The sequence below is a fragment of the Gracilimonas sp. genome (assembly GCF_040218225.1).
Classification (GTDB): Bacteria; Bacteroidota; Rhodothermia; order Balneolales; family Balneolaceae; genus Gracilimonas.
The window spans coordinates 85,204-102,631 of record NZ_JAVJQO010000008.1; the positions used below are offsets into that span (position 1 = coordinate 85,204).

Annotated in this window: 11 protein-coding genes and 1 tRNA gene; 7 read left to right on the forward strand and 5 right to left on the reverse strand. The window is 42.8% G+C overall.

What is annotated here, in order from left to right:
• Nucleotides 1–91: 91 nt before the first annotated feature.
• Nucleotides 92–2,209 (forward strand): PAS domain S-box protein, encoded by a 2,118-nt coding sequence (locus RIB15_RS11690; protein ID WP_350202340.1) that lies wholly within the window; start codon nucleotides 92–94, stop codon nucleotides 2,207–2,209.
• 79 nt (nucleotides 2,210–2,288) lie between these two features.
• Here the strand turns inward: RIB15_RS11690 and RIB15_RS11695 are convergent, their stop codons facing one another.
• The 3 genes from RIB15_RS11695 to RIB15_RS11705 form a co-directional block, all read right to left on the reverse strand.
• On the reverse strand, nucleotides 2,289–3,359 hold the full coding sequence (locus tag RIB15_RS11695) for a phytase (RefSeq protein WP_350202341.1): 1,071 nt from the start codon (nucleotides 3,357–3,359) through the stop codon (nucleotides 2,289–2,291).
• A gap of 21 nt (nucleotides 3,360–3,380) precedes the next feature.
• Nucleotides 3,381–6,149 carry a TonB-dependent receptor gene (locus RIB15_RS11700; protein WP_350202342.1) on the reverse strand — a complete coding sequence of 923 codons (2,769 nt, stop codon included), beginning with the start codon at nucleotides 6,147–6,149 and terminating at the stop codon, nucleotides 3,381–3,383.
• Between the two features lie 177 nt (nucleotides 6,150–6,326).
• Entirely contained in the window at nucleotides 6,327–7,712 is a 1,386-nt protein-coding gene (locus tag RIB15_RS11705; RefSeq protein ID WP_350202343.1) for an alkaline phosphatase PhoX, read from the reverse strand.
• Nucleotides 7,713–7,856: 144 nt separating this feature from the next.
• On the opposite strand from RIB15_RS11705, the gene RIB15_RS11710 reads away from it, so the two are divergent.
• Nucleotides 7,857–8,723 carry a hypothetical protein gene (locus RIB15_RS11710; RefSeq protein ID WP_350202344.1) on the forward strand — a complete coding sequence of 289 codons (867 nt, stop codon included), beginning with the start codon at nucleotides 7,857–7,859 and terminating at the stop codon, nucleotides 8,721–8,723.
• A gap of 9 nt (nucleotides 8,724–8,732) precedes the next feature.
• Here the strand turns inward: RIB15_RS11710 and RIB15_RS11715 are convergent.
• Nucleotides 8,733–8,806: transfer RNA gene (locus RIB15_RS11715), tRNA-Val, on the reverse strand.
• Nucleotides 8,807–9,260: 454 nt separating this feature from the next.
• On the opposite strand from RIB15_RS11715, the gene nusB reads away from it, so the two are divergent.
• The 4 genes from nusB to RIB15_RS11735 all read left to right on the forward strand — a co-directional run bounded on the left by nusB (nucleotide 9,261) and on the right by RIB15_RS11735 (nucleotide 13,298).
• Nucleotides 9,261–9,731, forward strand: coding sequence for a transcription antitermination factor NusB (nusB, locus tag RIB15_RS11720; protein WP_350202345.1), 471 nt, complete (start codon nucleotides 9,261–9,263; stop codon nucleotides 9,729–9,731).
• Between the two features lie 6 nt (nucleotides 9,732–9,737).
• On the forward strand, nucleotides 9,738–10,415 hold the full coding sequence (locus RIB15_RS11725) for a metallophosphoesterase family protein (protein WP_350202346.1): 678 nt from the start codon (nucleotides 9,738–9,740) through the stop codon (nucleotides 10,413–10,415).
• An 18-nt stretch (nucleotides 10,416–10,433) separates the two neighbouring features.
• Nucleotides 10,434–11,528, forward strand: a complete 1,095-nt coding sequence (gene ychF, locus RIB15_RS11730) for a redox-regulated ATPase YchF (protein ID WP_350202347.1) — start codon at nucleotides 10,434–10,436, stop codon at nucleotides 11,526–11,528.
• Nucleotides 11,529–11,765: 237 nt separating this feature from the next.
• A complete protein-coding gene (locus tag RIB15_RS11735) occupies nucleotides 11,766–13,298 on the forward strand; it encodes an N-acyl-D-amino-acid deacylase family protein (protein WP_350202348.1) in 1,533 nt (510 codons plus the stop codon).
• A gap of 44 nt (nucleotides 13,299–13,342) precedes the next feature.
• Here the strand turns inward: RIB15_RS11735 and add are convergent, their stop codons facing one another.
• Nucleotides 13,343–14,338 carry an adenosine deaminase gene (gene add / locus RIB15_RS11740; RefSeq protein WP_350202349.1) on the reverse strand — a complete coding sequence of 332 codons (996 nt, stop codon included), beginning with the start codon at nucleotides 14,336–14,338 and terminating at the stop codon, nucleotides 13,343–13,345.
• 96 nt (nucleotides 14,339–14,434) lie between these two features.
• Between add and polA the strand changes: the two genes are divergently transcribed.
• Nucleotides 14,435–17,188 (forward strand): DNA polymerase I, encoded by a 2,754-nt coding sequence (gene polA / locus RIB15_RS11745; RefSeq protein ID WP_350202350.1) that lies wholly within the window; start codon nucleotides 14,435–14,437, stop codon nucleotides 17,186–17,188.
• Nucleotides 17,189–17,428: the final 240 nt, after the last annotated feature.

Consider the following 17,428-nt stretch of genomic DNA (forward strand, 5'->3'; position numbering starts at 1 on the left):
TTCTGGCGATTAATTTCCTTTAATTGGATTGGATTTGATGGCTTAGAAATGTGATATTCGTTCGGCAATGAATTTTAATCTACAGTAGTACATGAATTTTAACCCCGAGGAGAGCTTCTTCGACGCTCAGCCTATGTTCGTTTGTGAGCAGGCTACCCTGAAGATTCTAGATGTTAATAGTGCGGCCACTGATATTCTGGGGTATAAAAAGAGAAAATTCCTTAAAAAAAGGATAATAGATTTCGGAGAACAGAAATCGGTACAGGAAATTCAGGAAGAAATTCCTGTTTCAGAAAAAAAATCACCCGATAAAATCTGGGTGTTTAAGACTAAAGCTGGAAAAGATATTTACTTTCAGCTTTCGGCTCATCTCATCAATTATAAAGGCCGACCGGCAAAATTAGTTATTGCCCATAACTTCTCAGAGATTGTGGAAGGAAAAACGGATGAGAAAAAATTGCTATCCAGTCAGCTCGATCTGAATAATTTTCCACTCGCGGAAATAGAATGGAATGCATCATTAAATATAATTCGGTGGTCACCAAAAGCTGAAGAACTATTCGGATATACCGAAGAAGAGGCTATAAAGGAAAAACGGCTGCTCGAAAAGTTTATCCATGAAGATGACCTGGATTATGTGCGTGATACGATCAAAGAAACCTATCAAAACGGGCAGAAGGATGTATCAGTCATCAACAGAAATATTACCAAAAACGGAGATGTAATTTATTGCGAGTGGTACAACTCATTGCTTTACAATTCCAAGGGTGATGTTGTTGCGATGTATTCGCTGGTTCATGATGTAACCGACCGTGAGGAAGCTCTTGATGATGCCAAGCGCAGTATGATGAGCTACCAGGATCTGTTCAACTCCATAAGCGATGCCATTTATTTGTTAGATAAAGAAGGCGTCATAATAGAAGCTAATGAAGGCCTTGAAAGCACATTTGGGTACAAAAGAAAAGAAATAGTGGGCATGCATAACCGGGTGCTGGCCGCTCCGGGTAAATACGATGCAGAACGGATTAAAGAAATCCGGGAGCAGGCCTACAACGGACATCATGGCAAGTATGAAGGATGGGGAAAAAAGAAGAATGGTGAAATTTTTCCTACTGAATTTTTAGTGAATACCGGGAATTACTTTGGTGAAGAAGTCATCATTGTGATAGAGCGGGATATTTCTGACCGAAAGGAATCGGAAGAAGCGCTGAAGCAGCGGGAAGGCTTATTTAGTAAACTATTCAATTCTTCTCCGATTGGAATTGCATTGCTGAATGAGCATCGTGAAGTGGAAATGGTGAATGATGGATTTGAACAACTATTTGGTTACCGTGAAAATGAGCTGAAAGGTTTGGAGCTGGACAAACTTATAGTTCCTGAGAAAAGACACGAAGATGCAGTACGGCTTACAGAGAGCTCTAAAGTAACGGAAGTTACAGAGAAGCGAATTCGTAAGGATGGAACCATTCTGGATGTTATTATTTATGCGGTTCCGGTAGTAGTAGAAAAGAGTGTGGTGGGTATCTATGGTATTTATGTGGATATCACAGACCGTAAGAAAGCTGAAGAACAGGTCCGAAAATCCCTGAGGGAAAAAGAGATGCTGCTCGCTGAAGTGCATCATCGTGTGAAAAATAATCTGGCAGTAATAACGGGTTTGCTTGAACTGCAGTCCTATTCTGCGAAAGATGATAATGCCAAGCGTATTCTTAAAGACAGCCAGATGCGGGTAAACTCAATCGCCATGGTACATGAAAAGCTGTATCAGAGTGAGGATTTCTCTGAAGTAGATATAAGTCAGTATTTTGAGGAGCTTACTCATGTAATTCACGAAACCATGCAGCGCTCGGATGTTAAAGTTGAAATTAAGCTGGATATACTTCCTGCCAAGCTTCCAATTATACAGGCTATTCCGTGTGGATTACTGCTGAATGAAATTATTACCAATAGCTATAAACACGCTTTTGATGGAAGAAAGAAAGGGGAAATCAGGGTTAGTTTATCCAAACCAGGGGATAAATTACTACTTCGGATAAAAGACGATGGGGTAGGCTTGCCTGAACAGCCCAAAACAAATATTCACACCTCTCTTGGCATGACGCTTATTAAGACGCTTTCCAAACAGCTGAATGCATCCTTCGATTATCGCAGCGAAGACGGAGCTATTTTTGAATTCGAGTTTGAAAAGAGCAGCGATGAGGAGGAATAAAAAACCCGTTCAGTTTGTGAACGGGTTTACCTTTGGAGTGTAAGATTAATTGATAACTATAATCAATTAATTGGAGATATTACTTACACACATTCAGTTCTAGTTGTTTAGCAATCTCACCCCATGAAACAGCAGATACATTTCCATCATTATGGATAGGAAAGAATCCTCCCTCAGGAAAACCAGGGAAACTTCGTTGTGAAATAGTGATTCCATCGGTATTAAGGGTATTTGGGTTCGTGAACGTACCAATATGTTTAAGGCTCTTGCGGTCGAAAACATAGAAGTAGTTATTTTCCTTGCCCTGATCGGTGGTAACCCAATACCCGTTGTCTTCACTACACGAATAAAGTGCAATACCTTCAGGTTCATATTTAAAAATCCCTTCACCCATAATTTGGCCGGTAAAATTTCCATCCAAATCATAAATCTTAATGTTGTTTTGAACCGAGTCTTCATCAGCAATCAAAAGACGATTATAGGTTTCATCAGCCATTAGAGATTCTACTTTCTTAAGAACCCCGGCACCTGAAGTGGCACCAAAAGCCTTAACATGCTTACTGTTTAAGGAATTGTTTTCTATCGTGAGCGTGAATTCATGAACCCGTTCACCTAATTCACTATCAGGTGGGACCTGTTCATCCTCAGTTTCATAATTATCGGTGATAAATAAACGATAAACACTGTCCTCGGTTTTTAAGATACTGATACCGTAAGGCCATTTCAGTTCATTTGCTCCGAAGAATCCCAGAGATTCAAAGTCTGGGAGTGAGAACACCTGAATTCTGTGATTATTCCGTTCTACTACAATGGCATAATCGTCGACCACAGTAATGCTGTTGGGACGGTCAAGCTGTCCAATTCCCGAGCCAGACTCGGAAAACACCTCTATTTGCTTGCCATTGGTGGCATCGTAGGCGAGTATAACATCGGTCTCTTTAGCAGTAGCCAGAAGCCAATGCTGGTTATTGGGTCCATGCCAGATAGCAGGGGTATCAACGTTATTAATAGTATCGCGTGGAGTTTGATACACTTCTTCCACCATGGCTGTTTTAACCATTTGAGAAGGGGGAGTGTTTATTTCTTTTTCTTTCTGATTACACCCAAATAGAGTGAGTGCAATCAGTGGTATAACTTTTATTAATTTCATTATTCTGTTTTCTGATCTCATTTAAAGTTCAAATTTCACCCCAAGATTACCCCAGAAAGAGTAAAACTCCTGTTGCTCGGGCCGGCTGGAAACTCCATTGTAATAACGAAGAGGTTCGTTGGTGAGGTTGATGAGCTCCAGAAAAACCGTAAAGTTTTTGTTTATGCGCTGACTTGCGGAAAGGTCAACCTGAATGTGTTCATCATAAATACGATCATTTCCTTCTTCATCGCGAAGTTCATCAATAAATGCTCCGGCATAAGAAAGAGACACGCGGCCTGAGAACCCCGATCGTTCATACGAAAGCGCGAAATTTCCGGTGTTTTCTGCTTGCCCGGGAAGGGAAACAGTACGCGTTTCACCATCGGAATTTATGAGTTCTGCTTCAGACCAGCTGTAAGTGTAGTTACCGTAAACTCCAAGACCACTCAGGAACCCTGGAAGGAAGGTAAGTTGCTGCTGCAGGTTCAGCTCAAACCCAACAAGATCGGCGTTATTTCCATTAACGGGCTGTGTAGCCTCGTATCCATCATACTGCCCACCACTGAATTCGTAATTGCGGATATAGATGAAGTCTCTGATATCTTTGTAGAACACACCTGCCGAAAGTACACCTACCGAGTTGAAATAATATTCGGCCATCAAATCCAGATTCATGGAAGTGGTGGCATCAAGTCCGGGATTGCCTAATTCAATTTCTTCATCTTCGCGACTTACAATCCGGTAAGGAGCCAGGTCAAAATAGTTTGGCTTGGCAAAAGAATTGGTCCAGGCTGCTCTGATGTTAACCAATGGGTTTACAGAATAAGTAAGGTGTACCATCGGAAGAAAGAAGTTGTAATCGTTTGTTCCCGATGTACTTGTAATCGGAAGCAAGTCACCGTTGGCATCAAACTCTACCAGATTAGCATTGTAATCCACTGAAGTGAACTCATAACGGAATCCAACCAGGCCGCTTAGCTTATCCCTCCGGAGATTTGTCATGAGGTAACCGGCATAGGTGTCTTCGTTGGCGTTGTAAGTCTCACTTTCTGAGTCAGCCATGCTGTCTTCATCCTCCAGTTCGAAAGATGAGCGGTTATCTCGATAAAACGCTTTCAGTAAATCCGGGTCCGGGAAAAGTCCGATACCGTTTTGATAGTTATTATCCAGAAAATCGTCGTCTTCAAAATCTCCCTGTACATCAGAATACAGGAAATCACCATCATAGTCGTAGAGGCGAACCCGTGGTGTCGTGATTTTCTCTTTAGTTCTGAAAAGTCCGCCGAACTTGAGGTCTCCGGCTATAGTACCAAGATTGTAATTCATTTTTAGATTGAGCCGGGTCGTAAAGTTTTGATCAGAAGTAGATTCAGAACTCTGCTCGAATTCATCAAATTCAAAGTTGCCATAACTGTAAGCGCCTGCACCAAAAACCGTTCCTGCAGTATTTACCCCAAATTGTGGGTAATCAGGATCAGCATCATCAAAAGTGACAAATTCAATGTCTTCTTCTGTAATAGGATCTTCATAGGCCTGCTCAAATACAACGTTGCGATCGTACGGGGTATATTGATCAGCATAGGAGTAGGAAGCCATATAATCAATTTCCCATTTATCGGATAAAGCATGCTGACCACCACCGGAGAGGCTGAATATCTTCTGCTTTTCCAGGCGGTCTTTAAACTCACGTGCCATTACATCAGCTTCGGCAATAAATGCTCGTCTGTATTCGGTATCCGTGAAATAGTTAAAGGCGGTGTTAAGAAATACTTTTGACTGATTGTTGAATTGATAGTCGAGGGAAGTGACCAAACCCGCACGTTCACGGTTTAACTCATAATCCCGAAGTTCAAGTGTCTCCAGTTCTCCATCACCGTATTCCATTTCATTGTTATTGGAAGCACGATTCGCATTTTGGTAGCTACCGGATACCAGGAACCCAAATTTCCCATCAGAAACACGATCTCCATAGGTCATTGCAGCAATGCCACCAAAAGGGGACAGGTCTTGATTTTGATTGTTATAGCCGGGAGCAAGTGTAACTTTCAATGTTTTTCCTGCGCGGCTGGCAGCCAGCGTATTAAGGTTAACCGAACCACCGATAGCATCCCCATCCATGTCGGGAGTAATCGCTTTTGTCACTTCAATGCTTGAAAGGACGTCACTTGGAATCATATCAAGTGCAGCGTAGCGAACATCGCCTTCCGGGGAGGGAATTTGCTCACCATTAATACTGATGTTACTCAGGTTCGGGTTTGTCCCTCTGATTTGCACATAACGGGCTTCACCCTGGTCTCGCTGAACAGAAACTGCTGGTACCCGTCTTAGGGCATCAGCTACATTTTGATCGGGGAAGCGTCCTATTAAATCGGAAGCAACAACATTTTTAATATTGGCAGCTGTTCTTTGCTGATTGAGCGCCCGGGCCTGACCCTGCCGTATTCCCTGAACAGTGATGCCATCCATTTCAATAAAATTGTCGGTAAGCTCAATATTAAGGGTAAGATTTTGACCTGCTTCAACGGAAACTTCTTCTTCCAAAGTTTCAAAACCCAGATAAGAAATACGCAGGGTTTGATTTCCAGCCGGCACTGAGTTTAGCGTATACTTTCCATCAGCATTGGTACTGGTACCAATAGAAGTTCCTTCCACAAGAATGCTTGCTCCGGGAAGTAAATCTCCTGTTTTTTGATCCGTAATGGTACCACTAATAGTGGCAGCAGATTGTGCGTTTGAAAACTGTGGCAGCATCAAAAGTAATGCTGTGACACAGGTTAGAATGAGGGTACTAACCTTTTTTGATAACATTTGTCCTCCAAATAATAGTTGTGGGTATTTATATCCCGGATGATATCATTAGGAGGTTGCGCTACTGTTTCCCAAACATTACGACTGCTTTACCAATAGATTAGCTTAGTGTGAAGAAAGTTAAGCGATTATTAAATCGTATAGGGATTCAGTGAAAAAATAAATATGTCATCCTTTTTATTCTTTATCCCAGGGACCTGTGATAGCGAGCGTCAACCCATCATGCTGAATGTTCATAAACAAAGTAGAGCCATCGGGAGAGAAAGTAGCTCCGGCCAGTTCAGATTCACTCACTGCATTTCGGCCCAATTTGTATACCTCACCCTTGGGAGTGATTCCCAATAAGTAATTATCTCCTCCTCCGTCTTCACAGACAATTAAGTCGCCCCAGGGAGCAACTGTGAGGTTGTCAGCATGTTCGATGATGTTTCCATCATTGGGTTCCACAAATAACTCCAGCATGCCGGGTTCATCGGCTTCTTTGGAAGTGCCTTCAAAAGCACTGGGTACATATTTCCAGATTTGACCTTTTTTGGATCTGCCCCCATTGGTACATGCAAAATAAACGGCGCTGTTTCCATACCACATGCCTTCTCCGCGGGCAAAGCGGGTGGCTCCGGCTTTATGGCCACGAATGCGTAAATCATCTTCATCAATATCTTCCATGTCTAACCATTCCACGGCCAGGGGTTTATTGGGCTGAACCGTTTGTTGATCCCAGTTTCTGGAGTCGAGCCCGGGCTGATCTTTAACTACAAGTGCTTGTAGTTTTCCTCCGTCCAGCATTTTTTGAGGCGTGTTTGGTATGAACCGATATAAAAGCCCCTCAGAATCATCCTCAGTGAGATAAATTACATTGCTTTTTGGATCTACAGCTACCGCTTCATGATTGAACCGTCCCATATCTTTGATGGGTTTTGCTTCATAAAGATTGGCTTCCGTTGATGCGGGCACTTCAAATACGTAACCATGATCTTTAGCATAACGGCGATCATCGGCACGTGTAACAATTTCCTCGCAGGTCAGCCAGGTGTCCCAGGGGGTAGGTCCGCCTGCGCAGTTACGAAGTGTACCGGCAAGACTCAAATACTCATTTTCTACTTCCTGTGTTTTGGTATTGAAAACCAGCGTGGTAGTTCCTCCCTGGGCGGGATTGTTTTCCAGGCCTGCATCATAAATTTTAGCTGTTTCTGCTTTAGAAGCCAGCTCATAATCCTTGCCGAACGCACTGCCTTCTCCGGATTGGTCAGGGTTCAGTTCATGATTTCGAATGAGGATGGTTTTGTCCTTTCCTCCCGAAAAAGCAGCCATTCCATCCGGGCGGCCGGGCAGGATAAAGCCATCCTTCATAGTAGAACCGGCCCGGGAAATGATCTTGTAAGAAAAGCCTTTGGGGAGATCGAAGATACCATTGGGATCGGGAAGGAGCGGCCCATATAATTCGAGGGCTTGTTTGGGAATTACTCTTCCACCAGAGAGGTGATTGGTTAAGATTTGGAATCCGGAAAACCCAAGCGTGAAAGCCCCGGCTTGTCGTAAAAACTCCTTCCTTGAAATCGTCATGCAGCAAAAATTTATTAGTAATTGATTTGCTGACTAAATAAGAAAACGAGAGGAGAATAGAGTTAAGGAAGTGTTAAATGATCTCTTGAATGAGTTACGAAATAATATTATCTCTAAAGGATTGAAAATTAGTCAATAAATAATATGATTTCAGATTGGTTTAAAAGTTTCAGCGGAAATTTACATCGAAGAGTAACAAATCCATTTTTAGGGACTTTTTTAGTCTTATTACTTTTAAAGAATTGGAAGGCTATTTATAGTTTATTGACAATTAGTGATGAATTTACATTGGACGAAAGGATTCAAGTTGTTGTCTCTTATGTTGAAACAAATACACCTAATGATATCTTTTGGCTTGTAATCTACACTTTTGTAGTCCTAGGTATTACTTATGTTCTTATGTGGTTGAGTTCATTTGTAGCAAATTTTTACTCCAAAATAGCTATACCCTTTATTCAGAAACAATTGGATCCACTACAAATTGTGGATAATAACTTGTTTAGACAGCTAAAAAAGGATTTACTTGAAGCAAATTCAAAAATTGATTCTTTAGAATCTGGAAACATAAAGTATAGAAAGGAAAATGAGAATCTGACCAATGAATTAGAATCATCATTAGAGAAAGTCAAAAATTATACAAGTGAGATTAAAGATTTAAGAGAGGAACTCTATAATTTACAAGAGGATTACCAATCTGTTATTGAACAGCTAAATGATGCTAGAAAGGCTATTACTGAAATGAATAATAATAGAGATGTGCCATTTAGTTATGATGATTTAGTCCATGCTTCTAATGCTCTTGAAAAGAATAAACTAATTGGCCCTTTCTTCTCAATTTATCAAGACAGACGGATACTGAGAGATATATCAAAAATGATTAGGATTTTGAATAAAGATGGTTTAGATATATTTAAAAAGCTGGAGCTTATAAAATCTGGTGAAGACTTTTTGCACCTAACCAATAAAGCGGAGAGTTTATATCAGTATTTATTAGAAGAGAATAAGATATGAACAAAAAAGTGCGTCCCACTGGATTCGAACCAGTGACCTCTGCAATGTCAATGCAACGCTCTAACCAACTGAGCTAGGGACGCAATAGAATCAGTAACAAAACGGCTCCAAATATAGGGAGCTTTCGGGGAGTAACACAACGGGGATCTGTGATTAGTTTAATGTTTGTGATAAGCTGTGATTTTAATTTCCTTTTTAAAATCAACAAAAGTTGTCATCCTGAATTTAATTCAGGATCTGAATAGGAGGTGTTGTTGGACAGGACATGAAGATTCTCCCCTTGTTCGGTTAGGAAATAAGCTAAAACACGTTTCCACATTGAGGTAAAGCAACCAAATTATTCCGGTACACAAGCGATGGGGTTCGCCTTCGCTAATACCGCGATGCCGTAAACGACTCGCTTGCATACCTGAAGACAACACAGCTAAACTATTGGCTGTGCCAATGTCTGATAAGGAGTCAAAAATCACATCATCTGAGTGTACAATTGTATGAACAAACCCGTATCTTTGGCGCTCACTACAATAGTTATTTGGCATGATCAATCGAAGACAAGTACGAGAAACGGTTCTCAAAGCAATTTACGCACTCCAGCTTGGTAAAGACTCCACTCAGCATGTTGCTGATACCATCATCAAGAAAGCAGAATTCACAAAAGAGAAAGACCTTCGCCGCTTCGCAGAGAAATTATTTTTTGAAACCATTGATCATGAAGAAGAGCTGGATGAAGTTATTGTCGACCATATCAAAAACTGGGATATTAACCGGCTGGCTTTAATCGATCGCATGATTCTGAAAATGGCAATCTGCGAGTTTATTTATTTTGAAGAGATTCCCACCAAGGTGAGTATTAATGAGGCCATTGAACTAGCAAAACGATACTCCACAGCGAAGTCAGGAAGATTTATAAACGGAATTCTGGATGCAGCTTTGAGCGATTTGAATGAAAAAGGACGCATTAATAAAAAAGGACGCGGACTCATTCAAAAAACGTTGGGAAATAATTAACCGAAAATGGCATCACATCCTGAAATAATAGCAATTGGCGATATCCATGGGTGTGCTGCATCAAACGAAGCTTTACTGAAAACACTACATCAGGAATACAATCATGAACCGGTGTATGTATTTCTGGGTGATTATACCGACCGCGGGCCCGATTCAAAAAAAGTGGTAGAACAGCTTATAGATTTTGAAAAAGATCATGAATGCGTATTTCTGACCGGAAATCATGATCAAATGCTGCTGGATGCGTATGAAAAAGGAGACTGGAATCTCTGGCTGAGTAACGGCGGCAATACCACGCTCAGCAATTATGATTCATCTCCGGGCGATTTTAACCTGCCGGAAGAACATTATGAGTTTTTTAAAAGCACTGTATTGTATTGGGAGACGGAGAAGTACTTTTTTGTGCACGGTGGAATCTCTCCGGATCTGACCATAGAAGAAAATCTGGATAGCAAGTATGAGCGGGATCAATTTATCTGGCAGCGTGATCATGTGTATTCCCGTAAAAATGTATGGGAGAAAACGGTAGTTTTTGGTCATACGCCCGTAAAAGAACCTATAGTAGAAGAAAATATGCTGGGGATTGACACCGGCTGTGTGTATGCTGAGCGAGGCTATGGTGTTTTAACCGCAGTGGCTTTGCCGGAAATGAAATTTATTCAACAAGAAAGTCTGGACTTTTAAAATCTAAATAATCAGTAAATGAGCTTAAGATGTGGAATTGTTGGGCTTCCCAACGTAGGTAAATCAACCTTATTTAACGCGCTGAGTAACGCCGGAGCAGAATCAGCGAACTTTCCTTTTTGTACGATTGACCCAAATGTGGGGATGGTTCCGGTTCCGGATGAGCGACTTCATGAATTGGCAGAACTGGCTGAATCCAAGAATGTGCTTCCGGCTACTATCGAGTTTGTGGATATTGCCGGATTGGTAAAGGGTGCTTCCGAAGGAAAAGGGAAGGGTAATGCGTTCTTGTCTCACATCCGTGAAGTGGATTTGATTCTGCATGTGGTTCGCTGTTTTGATGATAATGATATCATACACGTAGAAGGAAGCGTGGATCCTGAACGTGATATTCGCATTATCGAAGAAGAGCTGATTCTTAAAGATCTGGAGTCAGTGGAGAAACGGGTGGAAAAGCTCAAGAAAGAAGCCAAAGGTGGAGATAAAGCCAAAGCAGCACAGCTGGCTATTGTACAAAAACTGGCAGATCATCTGGGAGAAGGAAATTCGGCCCGCACTTTTGAAGTATCCAAGGATGAAAGGGAAGCCTATAAGGATTTATTTCTGCTATCAGACAAACAGGTGCTTTATGCATGTAATGTGGGAGAATCAGATCTGGAAAGCGGTAATGAATATGTAGATACGGTAAAAGAAATTGCTTCTGAGCACGACGACGAAACGGTGATGTTTTGTGCTAAAATAGAGGCTGAAATTGCCGAGCTGGACGAAGACGAAAAAGAAATGTTCCTCGAAGAACTGGGCGTTCCAAGTGCTGGATTGGATCGGCTGATTAAAGGAGCCTTTAAGGAACTGGGCTTGATTACCTATTTCACAGCCGGCCCCAAAGAAGCCCGTGCCTGGACTATCAAGAAAGGCACCAAAGCCCCTCAGGCAGCCGGTGTCATTCACACTGATTTTGAGAAAGGATTTATTCGCGCTGAAACCATTGCCTTTAAAGATTATCAGGAACTTGGTTCTGAAAAAGCCGCCAGGGAAGCTGGTAAAATGCGTCAGGAAGGGAAGGAGTACGTAGTTCAGGACGGAGATGTACTGCTCTTCCGTTTTAATGTTTAAGGGCTGGTGAGAGTTGAAAAGGTGATAGGGTTGTCATCTCACGGCGGAGGCCTGAGATCCGGATGTAGTTTTTAGCAAAACACCTTACCAGCAACCAGATTCCTGCCTTTGCAGGAATGACTAAGTCACAGTTGCTTGGTCTCCAAACATCACCCTTTCAACTCTCAACTTTCAACTTTGGTCGGGTTTGGTTTTCTTAGGCATGAAATTTAGTGCTCATAATTGGAGTTAGACCAAATGATAAAGAAAGTTGTTGCCCTGTCCCTTTTTCTATGTTTAGCCGTTAACCTTTCCGGTAACCAGTTAATACAGGCACAGAACAGAGCAGGTCTGCTCATTAAAAATGGATCTGTGGTAGATGGAACCGGTGAGAAAGCTTACAAGGCGGATGTTATTATCCGGGGAGATTCTATCGCATATATCGGTCCGGTTGATCAGGATACCCTTCAGGGGATACAAATAATAGATGCGTCAGGAAAAGTTGTTGCCCCGGGGTTTATAGATATGCATGCTCACGGTAATCCAATCCAAACACCAGAATTTGAAAACTTCCTGTCTATGGGAGTGACAACTATTTTGCTCGGCCAGGATGGTTCATCACCAACAAGTGAGCCTCTGGATGATTGGTTTGAAGAGGTAAAGTCAGCTGTGCCGGCTGTAAATGTTGCTACATTAGTTGGACATGGCTCGCTTAGAAGATCAGTAGATTTAGGAGAGGATAAAGAAGTATTTGACAGAGAAATCCAGCAAATGAAGCAAAACCTGAAAGACGGGTTAGAGGCTGGAGCTTACGGAATGAGTTTAGGATTAGAATACGTGCCCGGGATTTATGCAAAACCCGGTGAACTGTCGGCACTTGCAGAAGTTGTGGGTGAATATGACGGAATAATAATGAGTCATATGCGAAGTGAAGATGATTCTAAAATTTCTGCTTCTCTGGAAGAATTGGCTTCGTTGGGAAAGTATGCCCGGGTTCATGCTTCCCATTTTAAGGTAGTGTATGGAAAGGGTACAGATCGGGCTGAAGAAGTTTTAAATCAGATTGCCGCACTCAATAAGGAAGGTATTGAGTTTACGGCGGACACTTATCCATATGCAGCCAGTTATACGGGGATTGGTATCGTATTTCCAACATGGGCAAAAACAGATAGTGAGTGGAAGGCCATCATGAATGAGAATCCAGCACTTCTAAGAGAGTTTCTGGTTTCAAAATTGCAGCAGAGAAATGGACCGGAAGCCATTTTATTTGGCTCAGGGGAATATGCAGGGAAAACATTGGCAGAGGCTGCACAGTCAGAAGGAATAAGTCCTGTTGACTTACTGCTTCAAATGGGGCCTAATGGTGCTTCAGCGGCTCATTTTGTAATGAATGAAGAGCTTCAGGATCGAATTGCGATAGCAAAAGGCGTGATGATCAGTTCGGATGGAAGTCCGGGAATGCGCCATCCAAGAGGGTATGGAAGTTTTGCCAAAGTGATCCGAAAATATGTTACCGAACAGCAGTCAATGTCGATAGAAGAGGCTGTTTATAAGATGTCGGGGTTATCTGCTGAAACATTAGGAATTACCGACCGGGGCGTTTTAAAAAAGGGCCATAAAGCAGATATCGTGATATTTGATCCAAATCAGGTAAAGGACAACGCTACGTTTTCATCACCCCATGAACCCGCTACCGGTTTTGAGTGGGTGATAATGAACGGGCACATTGCTAAATCAGGAAGCGAATTGAGTAGAGAAAGAGCAGGAGTAGTTTTGAGAAATGGCAGCTGAGAATGGAAAGGGAGACTGATGTTTATTCTGTAAACATCATCCTGTCAACTCTCAACTTGCTTAAACCCCTCGGTTAATTTCCGGCGTAGCACATCTTTTGTTTCCTCATCACAGAAAGCCGCATCGATGGCTTGGTGATTTACCCTTAGGAAATGTTCAGTTTGCCAGCCAAAATGCTTGTTTAGCGAAGTATATTCTTCAATCAGAGAAACATTGGAAATAGTGCGGCCATCTGTATTAATACTCAGGAAGTTTCCACGCTCATAAATTTCATCAACCCGGTGATGAGCGACCGATTTATAAATCCCGGTTTGAACATTGCTGGTAGGGCAGACCTCAAGATGAATGTCTTTTTCTTTTAAGAAATTCATAAGCGAATCATCTTCCAGACTCCGAACACCGTGACCTATTCTGGAGGGATAGAAATTCTGCAGGACTTCCCGTACACTTTCGGCTCCCCGAGCTTCTCCTGCATGTGCTGTGCAAGGAATATTGTTTTTGTTGGCGTATTCAAAAGCCTTTATGTGATTGTCTACGGGCAAAGTTTCATCGGCTGCGATGTCAAACCCTGTTACCCTTGAGCCTTTGAATTGCTCGACCAGTTTAACTGTCTTCATACTCTCTTCTTCAGAGAAGTGCCGAAGCGTACATAAAATAATTCTGGCCTCGATGCCCGTTTCCTCAATTCCCCTGGCCGTAGCCTCATCAACTGCCTGAACGACTTCTTCCGGACTTAATCCTTTTTCCAGATGCTGAAGAGGTGCGAAACGAATTTCAGCATAAATGACATTATCTTTTTGTAGCTGCTGAAACAGATCGAGGGTAACCATCTCCAGCTGTTTTTTGGTTTGCATGATGGCAATGGGTTCATGCGCACACTTCAGGTATTCATCCAGGCTGGAACAGTTAGCCGGTGCTATGAAATCAGAGTTATATTGGTCACGGGTAATGTCAGGACGTAATTTCTTAACAACATCAAAGCTCAGTGAGCAATCCAGATGCAGGTGTAATTCAATTTTTGGCAGCGATGTAAAACTCATTCAACCTCAGGTATTAACAGCAATCAATATTCGTAATTAGAATTAAAAAAAATTAGTTTCCAAGCTCATTGTTAAAGTTCAAAATAAACAGATTCAATGTCTAAAAAACTCCTCTTTTTACTGGATGGTATGGCGCTGGCCTACCGTGCTCACTTCGCTTTCATAAACAGCAGGCTTAAAAATTCGGAAGGCATTCCAACCGGACCGGTTCTGGGATTTGCGAATACGCTCGAAAAAATGCTGGATGAAGAAAAGCCCACGCACATTGCAGTTGCATGGGATACGCATGAGCCAACATTCAGGCACGAGGAAGATGAAGAGTACAAAGCAAACCGACCGCCACAGCCTGAGGAACTGACTATAGGAATTCCACTTATTAAAGAGATGGTGAAGGCATGGGGAATCACGAACATTGAACAGCATGGTTATGAAGCCGATGATATCATCGGAACCATTGCGAGCGGTGCCAATGCTGATGATGTGGATGTAATGCTGGTTACGCCGGATAAAGACTTTATGCAGCTGGTTCACGATCACATCCGGATGATGAAACCGGATAACAATAATGGCGGATTTAATATCATCGATTGTGAAGGAGTGAAGGATTACTTTGGTGTGTATCCCGAGCAGGTGATTGATGTACTGGCGATGATCGGGGATACCTCGGATAATATTCCTGGTGTTCCTGGTATTGGGAAAAAAGGTGCCCCTAAACTGATTAAAAAATATGGTTCACTTGAGAAAGCCATTGAAGCCGCTCCCGATATTAAAGGGAAACGGGCGCGTGAAGGACTAACAGAATATGGAGAGCAGGCTCTTCATGCCAAGTTTATGGTGACTATCAAAACTGATGTTCCCGATACTGAAGATTGGGAAGAGCTGGAATGGGAGGGTCCCGACAAGAAAGAGCTGGGTTTGTTCTTTAAGCGAATGGAATTCCGCACGCTTACCAAAAGGTATTTGGGAGAACAGGGTCCTGTTGCATCCAAAGATGGCGATCAGGTGGATCTGTTTGGTTCTTTCAAAGAAGAAGCTCCCAAGCAGGAACTGGATGAAGACAAGGTTAATTATGAACTGGTTGATTCCATTGAGGAAGTTAAAAAGCTGGTCGAGCGATTTAAGGATCATAAAGAGTTTTGTTTTGATACGGAGACCGACAGCCCCGATCCGGTTTCAGCCGGATTGGTTGGTATTTCCTTAACGGCTACTCCCGGAACCGGTTATTATATACCGGTGAATGTTGAAGGCGGACTAAGCGAAAAAGAAGTGATTGAGGCTGTGCGTCCACTTTTTGAGAATGAAAACTCCACTAAGATTGCCCACAATTATAAGTTCGATTACCTGATGCTGAAGCGATCCGGGATCGAAATTAAGGGCAAAGCTTTTGATACAATGATTGCGGCTTACCTGATTGATGCCAATCAGCGACTCAAGATGGATGAACTATCCAAGAGTCTGCTGAATTATAAACCCGTTCCTATAGAAGAACTCATCGGGAAGGGGAAAAAGCAGATTTCAATGGCCGAATTGAAGCCGGAAGAAGTCTATCTCTACGCGTGTGAAGACTCCGATATAACCCTGCGGCTATATGAAATTCTGAGCGACAAGCTGAAGGAGGATGAACTCGAGGAAATCGCTTATACCGTCGATTATCCGCTGATGGAAGTCCTGGCGGATATGGAGTACAAAGGGGTGAAGCTGGATACTGAAATGCTGGCTGCCTTTTCCGAAGAACTGGACAAAGACCTGAAAGAACTGGAGCAACAGATTTATGACAAGGCGGGAGAGGAGTTTAATATCAATTCTCCCCAGCAGCTGGGAACCATTCTGTTCGAGAAAATGGAACTGCCTGCAGGTAAGAAAACCAAGACCGGACAGTATTCTACGGCAGAATCAGTGTTGACGAACCTGGCAGCAAAGTATGAGATGCCAAGCCTGATTCTCGATTACCGTCAGCTCACCAAGCTCAAATCTACTTATGTGGATGCACTGCCTGATCTGATAAATCCAGACACCGGTCGAGTTCACACCGACTTCAACCAAAGCGTAGCTGCTACAGGTCGATTGAGTTCATCCAATCCTAACCTTCAGAATATACCCATCCGCACAAAGAGAGGAAGGGAAATCAGGAAGGCGTTTATTGCCGAAGAAGGATACAAGATCATGTCGGCTGATTACTCGCAGGTAGAACTCCGGGTGATTGCCCACATCGCCAAAGATGAAGCGATGATGGAGGCGTTCAAAAATAAGGAAGACATTCACTCCAGAACGGCCAAAGAAATCTTTGGTCTGGATTCCCTGGATGAAGTTACCGCCGATCACCGCCGAAAAGCCAAGGAAGTTAATTTTGGTATTCCGTACGGAGTGAGTGCCTATGGATTGGCTTCACGGCTGGGTATAGAGAATAATGAAGGGAAAGAGATGATCGATCAATATTTCGAGCGTTTCCCGAACATTCTGAATTATATAAACGACACCAAGGAATTTGCCCGGGAGCATGGATACGTGAGAACACTGCTGGGCCGCCGGCGGTATATTCCAGATATTAAATCAGACAATTGGAATGTACGGGGCTTTGCCGAGCGAACGGCCATCAATATGCCGATACAGGGAACGGCAGCCGATATCATCAAGCTGGCGATGATCAATATCCATCACTGGCTCAAAGACAACAACAAGAAAAGCCGGATGCTGCTTCAGGTTCATGATGAACTCATTTTCGAGATTCATGAAAGCGAGCTGGATGAAGTACCGGACAAGATCAATGAGCTGATGGAAACCGCTTTTGAGCTGGATGTACCACTGGATGTGGAGTCGGGTGTAGCAGATAACTGGCTGGAAGCGCATTAGCTGTTTTACAGTTTGCAGTGATCAGTGTTTGTTCCTGATCCATCCATCATTCCGTTTATCTCGTTCCCAACGTCCCCGTTGGGAACGCTTTTCAGGACCTCCCTGTCCGAGTACTCACCATAGAGAATTAATCTTATCCTCGTTCCGCCGCTCTGCTGCGAAACGCATGATGGAAGCTCAGCTTCCTGCTCCGGGTAATGTGAGGCAGAGCCTCGATAGGGCATTCCGGAGCGGAGCACC